At 36.8% G+C, this 12,022-nt stretch carries 13 protein-coding genes; 9 read left to right on the plus strand and 4 right to left on the minus strand.

What is annotated here, in order from left to right:
- The first annotated feature begins 10 nt into the window (after nucleotides 1–10).
- The 3 genes from BN999_RS14280 to BN999_RS20330 all read left to right on the plus strand — a co-directional run bounded on the left by BN999_RS14280 (nucleotide 11) and on the right by BN999_RS20330 (nucleotide 2,086).
- Nucleotides 11–1,147, plus strand: a complete 1,137-nt coding sequence (locus BN999_RS14280; RefSeq protein WP_096272450.1) for an alcohol dehydrogenase catalytic domain-containing protein — start codon at nucleotides 11–13, stop codon at nucleotides 1,145–1,147.
- A gap of 185 nt (nucleotides 1,148–1,332) precedes the next feature.
- On the plus strand, nucleotides 1,333–1,527 hold the full coding sequence (locus BN999_RS14285) for a YwbE family protein (RefSeq protein ID WP_096272452.1): 195 nt from the start codon (nucleotides 1,333–1,335) through the stop codon (nucleotides 1,525–1,527).
- A 373-nt stretch (nucleotides 1,528–1,900) separates the two neighbouring features.
- Nucleotides 1,901–2,086, plus strand: coding sequence for a hypothetical protein (locus BN999_RS20330; protein WP_141249073.1), 186 nt, complete (start codon nucleotides 1,901–1,903; stop codon nucleotides 2,084–2,086).
- Between the two features lie 21 nt (nucleotides 2,087–2,107).
- Here BN999_RS20330 and BN999_RS14290 read toward each other — a convergent pair whose 3' ends face one another.
- Entirely contained in the window at nucleotides 2,108–2,887 is a 780-nt protein-coding gene (locus BN999_RS14290; protein WP_176481991.1) for a serine/threonine protein kinase, read from the minus strand.
- Nucleotides 2,888–3,038: 151 nt separating this feature from the next.
- Here BN999_RS14290 and BN999_RS14295 point away from each other — a divergent pair, with 151 nt between their 5' ends.
- The 4 genes from BN999_RS14295 to BN999_RS14310 all read left to right on the plus strand — a co-directional run bounded on the left by BN999_RS14295 (nucleotide 3,039) and on the right by BN999_RS14310 (nucleotide 7,458).
- Entirely contained in the window at nucleotides 3,039–3,743 is a 705-nt protein-coding gene (locus tag BN999_RS14295; RefSeq protein ID WP_096272454.1) for a response regulator transcription factor, read from the plus strand.
- Complete coding sequence (locus BN999_RS14300; RefSeq protein WP_096272456.1) at nucleotides 3,740–4,741, plus strand: sensor histidine kinase; 1,002 nt, start codon at nucleotides 3,740–3,742, stop codon at nucleotides 4,739–4,741. The genes BN999_RS14295 and BN999_RS14300 overlap by 4 nt, the downstream gene beginning before the upstream one ends.
- 82 nt (nucleotides 4,742–4,823) lie before the next feature.
- Nucleotides 4,824–5,588, plus strand: a complete 765-nt coding sequence (locus tag BN999_RS14305; RefSeq protein ID WP_096272458.1) for an ABC transporter ATP-binding protein — start codon at nucleotides 4,824–4,826, stop codon at nucleotides 5,586–5,588.
- Nucleotides 5,563–7,458, plus strand: a complete 1,896-nt coding sequence (locus BN999_RS14310; protein ID WP_096272460.1) for an ABC transporter permease — start codon at nucleotides 5,563–5,565, stop codon at nucleotides 7,456–7,458. Before BN999_RS14305 ends, BN999_RS14310 begins: the two co-directional genes overlap by 26 nt.
- 92 nt (nucleotides 7,459–7,550) lie before the next feature.
- On the opposite strand, the gene BN999_RS14315 is transcribed toward BN999_RS14310, so the two are convergent.
- Nucleotides 7,551–8,033 carry a DUF4956 domain-containing protein gene (locus BN999_RS14315; RefSeq protein ID WP_255247481.1) on the minus strand — a complete coding sequence of 161 codons (483 nt, stop codon included), beginning with the start codon at nucleotides 8,031–8,033 and terminating at the stop codon, nucleotides 7,551–7,553.
- Nucleotides 8,030–8,326: a VTC domain-containing protein gene (locus BN999_RS14320; RefSeq protein ID WP_255247482.1), complete on the minus strand. Its 297-nt coding sequence runs from the start codon at nucleotides 8,324–8,326 to the stop codon at nucleotides 8,030–8,032. Before BN999_RS14320 ends, BN999_RS14315 begins: the two co-directional genes overlap by 4 nt.
- 569 nt (nucleotides 8,327–8,895) lie before the next feature.
- Between BN999_RS14320 and BN999_RS14325 the strand changes: the two genes are divergently transcribed.
- A complete protein-coding gene (locus BN999_RS14325; RefSeq protein WP_096272464.1) occupies nucleotides 8,896–9,750 on the plus strand; it encodes a malate synthase in 855 nt (284 codons plus the stop codon).
- Nucleotides 9,751–9,918: 168 nt separating this feature from the next.
- Here BN999_RS14325 and BN999_RS14330 read toward each other — a convergent pair whose 3' ends face one another.
- Nucleotides 9,919–10,797 (minus strand): LysR family transcriptional regulator, encoded by an 879-nt coding sequence (locus BN999_RS14330; protein WP_096272466.1) that lies wholly within the window; start codon nucleotides 10,795–10,797, stop codon nucleotides 9,919–9,921.
- A gap of 145 nt (nucleotides 10,798–10,942) precedes the next feature.
- Between BN999_RS14330 and BN999_RS14335 the strand changes: the two genes are divergently transcribed.
- A complete protein-coding gene (locus BN999_RS14335; protein ID WP_096272467.1) occupies nucleotides 10,943–11,917 on the plus strand; it encodes a DMT family transporter in 975 nt (324 codons plus the stop codon).
- Nucleotides 11,918–12,022 lie beyond the last annotated feature (105 nt).

Here is a 12,022-nt window from a genome sequence, read left to right on the forward strand (position 1 = left end):
GAGGTAAATGATGAAAGCTGTAACATTTCAAGGCGTGAAAGAAGTGGTTGTTAAAGAGGTAGAAGCACCACGCATTCATAAACCGGATGACATTATTGTTAAATTGACGAGTACAGCAATTTGCGGATCTGATCTACATCTTATTCACGGAATGATCCCGAACTTTCAAGAGGACTACATTATTGGACATGAACCAATGGGAATTGTAGAAGAAGTTGGCCCAGATGTAACAAAGGTGAAAAAAGGTGACCGTGTAGTCATACCGTTTAATGTGAGTTGTGGGGAATGTTGGTTCTGTAAACATGAACTAGAAAGTCAATGTGATAATGCAAATGATAACGGCGAAATGGGTGCTTACTTTGGATATTCCGGTACTACGGGTGGTTATCCTGGTGGACAAGCAGAGTATATGCGTGTCCCTTATGGTAATTTTACTCCATTTAAAGTTCCGGAAGACAGTGAAGTAGATGATGATAACCTATTATTACTTTCAGACGCCGGTACCACGGCATACTGGAGTGTAGATAACTCAGGCATGAAAGAAGGAGATACCGTTATCATTCTCGGTTGTGGTCCAGTGGGATTACTAGCACAAAAGTTTGCATGGTTAAAAGGGGCAAAGAGAGTTATCGCAGTGGATTATGTTGGATACCGCTTAGAACATGCTAAAAAGACAAATCATGTGGAAACCATTAACTTTGAGGATTATGAAAATGTGGGTTCCTATATGCACGAAATCACAAAAGGCGGTGCTGATGTTGTCATTGATTGCGTTGGCATGTCCGGAAAAATGTCTGACTTGGAATTTCTAGCAACAGGTTTGAAATTTCATGGTGGCGCGATGGGGGGCTTGGTGATAGCAAGCCAAGCTGTAAGAAAAGGTGGTAATATTCAATTAACGGGAATCTATTCAGGAAGATATAATGGATTACCATTAGGTGATATTTTTCAACGAAATGTCAACATAAGAACCGGACAGGCACCAGTCATTCACTATATGCCATATTTGCATGGTTTAATTGCAGAAGGAAAAGTAGATCTAAGCGATATTATCACACATCCAATCCCACTTGAGGACGCAGCACATGGTTATAAGATATTTGATTCGAAACTGGATAACTGTATTAAAGTGGTATTGAAACCTTAACCGTTATATCAAAGTGAAAAGATAGTTTTTAATTCGAAAGGTCATCCTGTTCTAAGTAGAATAGGATGTTCTTTTTATGGTAACTTACTTGAAATGGGCAGAAACTCCAAATAGAGGTTATGATAAATGTTGAATATATAGTAAAGCATCTAGCAACAGTTCATGTAAAAAGGAGAAATAGATAAATGCCAGGGACAAAAAGAGAAAATATAAAACAAGGCCTTAGAGTAAAGGTTGTCAAAAAACAACACCAACGATCCGGAGAATTAACCGAGGGAGTAGTGTCCAAAATATTAACAAACTTCAGCACACATCCACACGGTATCAAAGTCATGTTGGAAGATGGCACAGTAGGACGAGTAAAGGAAATAGTGAGTTAAAAGGTAAACCACGGGGACAGGTACCTTGGTCTACTTCAGAAGAAGGGTACGTGATTGGGCATATGCTCTGATTTTTAGGTCAGAAGCCGTTAAGTACAGGTCGGATGGTCCAAAATTACGGTCACAAGCTGCCGAAGTTTGGTCTTAAGGTACGAGTTTACGGTCACAATCTGCTCAAGTTCGGTCTTAAAGTACAAATTCCCGGTCACAAGCCGCCCGTATTTAGGCTCAAGGTACAAATTCCGGGTCACAAGTCACCCAAGTTTGGGCGCATGTTCAAGATCCAATCAAGGTTTTAAATAAGCAGAATGTAGAATAAATATGTTAGAGTAGTCATAATCAAACATATAACATTCTGAAAAGAGGTTAGTTTATGTTTAAAAAAATTATAAAGCAATTGAAGTATATGTCCGGAAGTAGCAGTCGCAGGTATAAGCGTTACTATGGTGGTAGTAGTAGCCGAAGACATGGCCGTTATTTCGGTAGTAGTAAGCGACATAAATATAATCCGTATGGTGGTAGTAAGCGATATAAGCGCAAAAGTTGGAGAAGTAGCTAACTTTATTACATGCTTGGTCAACTATCCATTTGCCACTATCGCAGCCTGAATATCAACTGAAATTTCATTTATATTTGTGTAAGGTGTATGGATACGTAATAAGCGTTTAAGTAAATATACCGTTTCTTTTTTTAGTGAAAGCTCTTCTGTCCACGGTCGAGCTTTTTTCTTTTTGGATGGATAGGTTGTATAAAGTAAATACAATAAAATATCCCCGAGGTCATAATAATCTTGAAGCATCATATCTTCTTTGTTGTCCTTTCTAGAGTCAGCATTCGAAATCTTTGCTAAACCAAAATCAATTAAATATGGTTCATCATCTTTTAGAATAATATTTGGTATTCGCAAATCGAGATGATAAATGTCCTTCATATGAAGATAATCCACTAGTTCTAGAAGTTTGGAAACAAATTGCAATGATTCCTTTTCATCAAAAGTCTTGAGTTGAGAAAAAATTGCTTCTTCTAGATTCATACCATTAATTAGACTCATTACATAATAATAATTTCCCTCTTCCGTAAATGCTTCAACGTATCGTGGCATATTGGGATGATTCAGTTTTTGAATAAGGGATTTCTCATCATTGAAAAGTTGAATTTCCTTTTTGTTTTTACGTTTACTAGGTCTTAGTTGCTTAACAACTTTCCTCTCGGAGGTATAGATGTCATTGCATTGATATACCATGCCGTAGCTCCCAGAGCCAAGTATGTCTACTACTTGATACTGTTGATTTAGAATGGTGCCACTTGGGATTATCTCGTCGATAAAAAACTGGTGGACTTTTCTGAATGAACGAAACATGGTATCATCCTTTAGATAAAAATTTATTATCACAATGGTAATTCAAAATGTAGCGTTTTGGCAATTTATTGGATAGTTTTATCTTGGAATTTGATGGAAATCAGCTAATAAATTAAACTTGAATTAAAATAATGTCTAGGAGAATCTAGCCGTGGAGAAAATCATGATTATTGAAGACGATATTAAGATTGCAGAATATTTATGTTCCTATATTGAAAAGTACGGATATGAAATAAGCATCGCAAATGACTTTGAAAAAATAATGGAAACATTTCGTGATGTAAAGCCAGATTTAGTATTGTTAGATATTAATCTGCCTAGTTATGACGGGTATTATTGGTGTAGGCAAATTCGCAAGGAGTCCATTTGTCCAGTGATCTTCATATCAGCTCGGACTGGGGAGATGGACCAAGTGATGGCACTAGAAAATGGTGGTGATGACTTTATAACGAAACCTTTTCATCCAGATATCGTGATGGCGAAAATCCGTAGTCAAATGCGCCGAGCGTATGGAGAATATGCGTCAAACCATGAAGAAAGAGTCCTTAGTCATGGGGGATTAAGTTTATATCCAGAACGATTGGAGTTGCATTTTAATAACAAAGTGACCCAATTAACAAAGAAAGAAGCTGATATAATCGAAAGTCTTCTAGATCGCTACCCCCGTGTTGCAGGAAGACAGGATCTATTAGTGAAGCTTTGGGATGAACAAGTATATGTCGATGAAAATACATTAAATGTTAATATCACTCGTGTTCGGAAAAAGTTTCAAGAGCTGGGGATCCAAGATGCTGTGGAAACGGTTCGTGGAGCGGGGTATCGCTTAAGAGTTACATGGGAAGAGGGCCAAGTATGAAGTTATTTCTTCGTGAACATCTCTTACTCATCGTAATCCAATTCATCCAATGTGCTTTACTACTAATCTTATTTTGGTTAGATGGTTACCGTGGAATCGGGGTTAGTATCTATGCTGTTTTTCTAACTTTCATTTTATTAGCCGCCTATCTTGTTTATCGGTATATTAGTCGAAGAAATTTTTATCAAAGGATAGGAACCCCTATGGAATCTTTGGATAGTTCACTTGAGATAACTGAATCTGCACCGATATCGATTGCGCTTGATCAGTTATTATTCTCGCAATATCGATTATATCAAGAGAAGCTCCAAAAAGCGGAGGAGAGACAGGACGAGCATTTGCTATTTATGGACCGCTGGGTTCACCAGATGAAGACACCACTTTCGGTAATTGAATTAACAGCGCAGGATTTAGATGAACCAGAATCCTCTAACATTCGAGAGGAAACAGAGCGGATGAAGAATGGACTAAACACGGTACTGTACATGGCTAGACTCCGTACTATTTCAGAAGATTTTCAGATTAAACCAGTCACACTTTCCAAGCTGGTCCATGAAGTGAATCAAGATAATATGCGATTTTACATTCGAAATGAAGTATATCCGCAATTAAAGGAAGAAAAGTCAGGTATCACGGTGGAGACGGATGAGAAGTGGTTATTCTTTTTAGTTACCCAATTAATCCAAAATGCAGTTAAATACTCAGCAGGTAAGGCAAACCAAGTTATCATTTCTTTGTTTGAAAGGTCAGGAGAGGCTGTACTGGAGATAAAGGACTTTGGTATTGGTATTCCTGTCGAGGATCATAAACGTGCTTTTCACAAATTCTTTACTGGAGAAAATGGACGGAAGTATCGAGAGTCAACCGGTATGGGACTTTATTTAGTTAAAGAAGTAACGGAAAGGCTAGAACATCGTATTGAGTTAGAATCAAAAGTCAGTGAAGGAACTACCGTCCGGATTATTTTTTCTCGCACACAGAACCTTACACCGATGTAAGGTTAATGAAAGCATAATCGATAGTTTAGGGTTCTGTTCTCGGGCTATACTTTTACTAGAAGTACTAGAGAGGAGAACAATTATGCTTAAATTGTCTAAGGTGAGTAAGATATATGAGGGGAAGGTGGCCTACCGCGCCCTTACCGATATTAATTTTGAAATAGAAAAAGGTGAGTTTGTAGCGATAATGGGTCCATCAGGAAGTGGAAAGACGACACTATTAAACATCATTTCAACTAATGACCAACCAACAACAGGGGAAGTTGAAATTGATGGGAATAACCCACACAAGTTAAATAAAAATGCGTTAGCTAAATTCCGTAGAAATGAATTAGGATTTATCTTTCAGGACTTTAATCTAATGCACACATTGACTGTGGAAGAAAATATTGTCCTTCCACTAACTTTAGATGGTGCACGTGTAAAAGATATGAAAGAGAAGGCAAAAAGGTTAGCGAACAGCCTTGGTATTGAATCGATTATGAAAAAACGGATATATGAAATATCTGGTGGACAGGCACAGCGAGTTGCGATTGCGCGAGCGATGATTCATGAGCCAAAACTCCTGTTAGCGGATGAGCCTACTGGAAACTTAGATTCGAAAGCTTCTAAAGATGTAATGGGGATGCTCGTGTCCATTAATGAGAAGGAAAGAACAAGTTTGTTAATGGTAACTCATGATCCTCAAGCAGCTAGTTATTCAGATCGAGTTGTTTTCATCCGTGATGGGAAGCTCCATTCTGAGATACATCGTGGGGAGAGTAGACAAGCATTTTTCCAAAAGATAATCGACATGCTCTCCTTGATGGGAGGCGATGGCAATGACTTTTCGTCAGTTCGCATTTAATAATGTATTACGTAACAAACGCATGTATATTGCGTATTTCCTTAGTAGTATGTTTACTGTAATGGTATTCTTTACATTTGCAATCTTTGCATACCATCCGGCATTTTCTGGTGGGGAAGTGAATGATACAGCCCGATTTGGTATGGGAGTTGCTGGGGGAATCATTTATGTGTTTTCTTTTTTCTTTGTCTTATATTCCATGAGTTCTTTCTTACAATCGAGGAAGAAAGAGTTTGGATTATTAATGATGTTAGGTGCCTCCAATAAGCAAGTTCGTTGGATGGTTTTTTTAGAAAATATCTTAATTGGATTTTTAGCGACTGTATCTGGTATTCTGGCAGGTCTTGTCTTTGCAAAAGCAATTCTATTAATTGCAGAGAATGTACTCATTATTAGTGAATCACTATATTTCTATTTTCCAACAATGGCGATCATTGTTACGTTTGCAAGCTTTATGTTTCTATTCTTTTGTATATCTGTCTTTGTGTCTATTATTCTTCGTACGAATAAACTGGTTAATTTGATCAAGGGAGATAAGCAGTCTAAGGGAGAGCCGAAAGCTTCTGTAATCCTTTCCGTTCTAGCAGCTATGTTACTTTTAGTTGGATATGGTACTGCGCTTTATGTCAAAGGAGTTCAAGTTGTTTTTGCACTTATTCCTGTTGTTATCGTTGTAACACTTGGAACTTATCTATTGTTTACTCAATTAAGTGTGTATGTTGTTCGCCGATTAAAAAGTAATAAACCAATATTCTGGCGAAAAACAAATATGCTCCTGTTCTCTGACCTATCGTTCCGAATGAAAGATAATGCGAGAACATTCTTTATGGTGGCCATTATTTCAACGGTTGCGTTTAGTGCTATTGGTTCGTTGTATGGGTTTCAGTCCTACTTAACAAAAGGTATTCAAGAAGTGAATCCGTACACGTTTACGTACAGTCCATGGGGAGGAGATAGTGAAGAAGTTACTAAAAAGGATATCAGTGACTTTAATGCTATCTTGAAGGAAGAAAATATTGATGCCGAGATGGAATCGATGGAATTAACCTATTTCGAGACTCCTGAAAAGGATCGTAATGTGATGATTGTTAGAGCTTCTGATTATAATCGTTTCGCAACATTAATTGGAGCAACAGAACTGGACTTGAAGGAAAATGAAGCTATTGTGGTAGAACAAAGTGGTGCAATTTTGATGGATGGAACAAAGGCTAGTGAGGTATTGATGAAGTCTAGTGTTCTTCTAGAAAATGGACAAGAAATACAACCAAGTCGTGTCATAGAATCTGAGGTTTTGTTGGAAATAAATGGGTACTATGTAGTGCATGACCAGGTTTATGATAAACTCGGTACACCGGTTCGTAGTGAAATAAATGTTGCTTGGAAAGCAAAAGAAGGACAACATGACCAAGTGCTTCAAGCTGGTAAGAAGTTAAGTGAGCAGTTGGAGTATAAAGCATTCTCTGTTGATTATACATTATATGAGATTAATAAAGCGTATGGACCAATTTTATTTATTGGATTGTTCATTGGAATTGTGTTCTTTGTCTCAGCTGGAAGCTTCCTATACTTCCGATTATTTACGGATTTAGAAGGTGAAAAGCGGAAGTTCCGTTCTATTGCTAAGATTGGTCTGACACAACCAGAGTTAAAGAAGGTGGTGAACAGACAGGTTGCAATCCTATTTTTCTTGCCGATTGTAGTTGCATTAATCCATGGAGCGGTGGCACTTACCGCATTGTCACGTTTGTTTGACTACAATCTTACAGTTGAATCATCAATTGTTCTAGGAAGCTTTGCCTTTATACAAATTATTTACTTCATTGTAGTTCGCTTCTTTTATGTGAAGCAAGTTAATAGAAGTATCATGTAATTATTTTGTGGTGCCTGTTTTTGTGGTGCCTGTCACTTCCCGAAATATGTCGATTTCGACATATTTCGGGAAGTGACAGGCACCGAGTTTTTTTATTCTAAGTTTTCTAGGTATGAAAGTGATACTTTTAAATTGGCATTACGTTCACGGATACTATTAAGTAAGTCTTGATCTTTTGTTTTTTCCTTACAACGTATGGCATATGTGTAAAGGATCATGGTACCTAGATTGGTTGTTTCAACTTTTCTTAGGACATGACTTTCTGTACTGTTTTCTAAAATATCCTCAAATAGATCTTCATGGTTTAAGTTCTCTGGGACAGTAATTTTTAAGATTTGTGTATCTTTTCCTTTGGCATAATTAAATCTATCAAGGAAGTAGATTACTAGGGAAGCAAAGATTGTTAGTAGAACAGCGATAGTAATCTGATTTAACCCAGCTGCCATCCCAACAATCAAGCCAAAGAACATAAATGCAATATCCTTTGCATCAGTCACAGCGCTGCGGAAACGGATAAGAGAGAATATCGCAAACAATCCGAAGGCAACACCAGCGTTATCACTAATGATATTCATGACTGCAGAAACAATAATTGTTTCTGTTTTACTTCAAAAAAAGCCAAACCATTAATATCGGTATCATCATAAATTCGGAGACGTAGCTTTTGCCTGAATCTCAGTTTGTTTTTGGTTTCAAAATAAATCACATGGTTTTGATTCTCAAAATACAAACTGGTCACCGTATATTTCCCCTCATTACCAAACTTGTCGTAACGCATATAGGGTGACATTTGTTCGACGAGCATTTCGTATTGAGCACGTGTGATTAAGTATTTCTGCTCTCTCCTTGAAAAAATTTCTAGTACCATATTTCTCCACCTCTTTTAGTTGCATTATTAAGATAACTTAACACTGACTTAATCATAAATTTACAATATTAAAATCGTGGAAGAATAAAATTAGAATTAGATGAGAAATTAATGAGGAATGAGTAAGACCGAAAGAGACAGGTACCTCGGTCCGCTAAATTAGACCTAGATACCTGTCCCTGTGCTTGTAAATATAAACAAATAATCTTTTATTTTACAATGCATTATAACACCCTGTCAACAATAAATTTGTGGTTTCTAAATAAAAATGCTATAATAAGTTTACAATTGTTTGTACCGCTCGTATTTCATATTCCGATGTATTTTTTGCAGAAAGAATAATGGATACGTTTTTTTTATATCCTTTTTCATACTGAAAATAAGGAAGTGAATAATGGAGCTTAGGTGTTCAATTAGTGAACGTCTACTGGTGAAGGACTTCATCAAGTAAGACACTGCAAATACCTCGGATTCTACAATTGTGTGGGCTAAATTAAGATAGTTAAATTGAGTGTTATTTTACTATCTTATTGCAAAGCGTGTTTCTAAAATATAAGGAGGATTAGAATATGAATCTAATCAATAAGAAAGTAACACACAAGCGTTTTGGTAAGGGGAATATTGTTGGACATAATGATTCTATTATTGAAATACATTTTGAATCGGAGAGTAAGAAATTTGTTTTTCCTGATGTATTTGGCGAGCATCTAAAGCTACATGATAAAAATGCAGCTAGTTCATTGGAGAAGGTTATAGAAAAGAAGGAAATGGAACGGAAGAGGATAGAATGGAAGAAAGAAGAGGAAAAAAAGTTACAGCGTAAAGAACAACAACTTCGCATGGAACATGCAAAATTGATGAAAAACCACAAACTTCATCCCCAATCCCAAATGGTATTTTGGTGTGATGCAGAAGAGCAGACTAGTTCTACAAGTGAATGGAAGGTTTTTGCAGGAACTATAAAGAGCGGTGTCAATAAAGGAAAGCCGAATAAGCCGATTCGCTTGCACCAAAATAGTGCTGTTCTTTTAACCGCAGCAGATCCTGGCACAGCTGAAAAAGACAGACGTATACTAGGTGTCTATATGGTGCAAAAAGAATTTATCGGTAAAGTTTGTGAAGATGGATATATTCCAGCACATTCAACCTATAGACTTCAACTCACAGAAGAAGAATCGAATCAGATGCTTTTCTGGAAATACTATATTAATGAGAAATTCCCTCAAAAAACGACTTGGAATACTGGTAAATATCGATACTTTGATAATGTATGGATGGCTCAAATTTTGTCTGATATTATTTCATTGAAAAGCGACCCAGAAGAACAGAAGCTAGGACAAGAATTTTTAAATCATTTTTGTAAGATGAATCAATTACGAGAACAAGAACTACCAAGCCCTAATGGTGTATTGATGCGTGGTTAGACCTAAGAACTGTATCTTTTTGGAAAAAGGTAAAGAGCACTCTCAAATGTTGTTAAGTTAACATTTGGGAGTGCTCTTATTTTTGGAAGGGGTAAACATGAACGTAAGTGGTAAGTGCCTAGATGTTCGAATCTCGGCTAAACAAGATGAGGGTAGTGACAAACAATTCTATATGTTTAAAGGTTCAAGTGGGTCTTGCTTACTGGATTCAATAACTTCCATAAACTTTTCAATGGTTGGTGTTAAGAATGTATCTGCTCTTCTTATAAAGACAGTTTTCACCTTACTGTATTGATCAGGTAATTTATGAAACCTTATTTGTCCATCTTGCTCTAAATGGGAAACGACAGACTTTGGTACAAAGGTTACGCCAAGTCCCATTGCTGTACTTCGTAATATTGTCTCCAACGTACCGAATTCCATAATCTTCTTAGGGGCAATACTTTCATCCTTATACCATGCTGCTAGACGGGCACGGTAGCCACAACCTTTACTAAAGCATAATACAGGCTCCTTTACTAACTCATCAAGACTTGAAATACGAGTATCAGAGATTAATACAAGCTCCTCTTGAAACACTTCGAGTGATACAAGGTCTGGATGGAAATCGGATTCTGTTATAAAGGCGCCATCTAACTTATGGTGTAACACTTGCTCTTCTAAATCTTGAGTAACACCAGTAAATAAAGATAAGTCGACATTTTTATATTTTTTAACATAGCTAGATAATATGGTAGGAAGATGAATCACAGTCTCCACTGTCCCAATTTCTAATTTGCCAGAGGGCTCTTGATTAGTTTGAACCGCATGTTTCATTTCTTTTTTTAAGGATAATATTTTTTCGCTATAGGTTAATAGTTTCTTTCCTTCAGGTGTTAAGCTCATACCTCTCCGGTGGCGATTAAATAAGGGTGTATTCATTTCAGTTTCTAGTTTGCGAATTCTAGATGTAATATTGGATTGTACGTAATTCAATTCTTTCGCTGCACCGGTAAGAGTACCTTTCTCTGCAACTAACTGGAAAATCTCTAAATCTTTAAATTCCATCTATATTCCCTTCCTTTTTACCTAGTTTCCTAATATTATATGATATCATAAATAATGATAGTAAATCATCATTATTATTCATTTTACAAGATACCAAATATGGATGATAATAAATCTGCTATTAATACTAAGGGGCAGATGTAAAATGAAAAATAATGTAGTTTGGGGAGCTTTTTTATGTTTTATTGCTGCAGTTTCATGGGGAGCGATGTTTCCTGTTGCACATGCAGCATTTCAATATATTGATCCATTTTACTTTACCATGATTCGTTATGGTGCGGTGACACTTATATTAGTCGTGATGCTTATCTGGAAAGAAGGAAAAGATGCGTTTCGCATGGAAGGAAAAGGTCTGTCATTATGGTTCTTCGGTACCATGGCATTTGCGGTCTATAATCTACTAATCTTTTGGGGTGAAGATTTAATGGGGCAATCAGGGGTAATGGTTGCATCTATTATGGAGTCTCTAATGCCGATGATTTCTATATTAATCGTATGGATGTTTCTCCGTAAACGTCCTCACTCATTCACCGCAATCTGTGTGTTGGTATCATTTGTCGGTGCGATGTTTGTAATTACAAAAGGAGATATAGGAGCATTTCTTGGAGCAACGGACGATATTATTCCTTCCGTCCTCATATTCATTGCCGTGATTGGATGGGTGGTGTACACAATGGGTGGAGCTAAGTTTAGTGGTTGGTCAGCTTTACGATATTCCACATTAAGTTGTTTACTTGGAACCGTTACTGCTGGCGTATTTGTGGCAATTGCAACTTTAGTAGGTTATGTTTCAGTCCCAACAATTGACGTTGTAATTACGACTGGTCCACATTCATTATTTATGATTATCTTCCCTGGCCTAATTGCACTACTTGGATGGAACGTTGGGGTAAGTATACTAAAACCTATCAACGCACTATTATTTATCAACTTTGTTCCAGTAACAACACTTCTTATTTCGATATACCAAGGTCACCCTGTAACAAAATTTGATATTATTGGTACGTTCCTAATCATTATTTCCCTCCTAGCCAACAATATCTTTGTAAGACTACAAAAGAAAGAATACAAACAACCAATCCCATCAAAATTACAAGAGGCTGGGACAAAACCCCAGTAAATTAATATAAGCATGGTCCTTACCAACGTTTTAATGGTAAGGACCATGCTTATTATTTTTCGCACGCAATTTTCTGATATTAAAGTAAACAAAAAGGACACCATC

It is taken from the genome of Paucisalibacillus globulus (genome assembly GCF_900184735.1).
GTDB classification, from domain to species: Bacteria; Bacillota; Bacilli; order Bacillales; family Amphibacillaceae; genus Ornithinibacillus; species Ornithinibacillus globulus_B.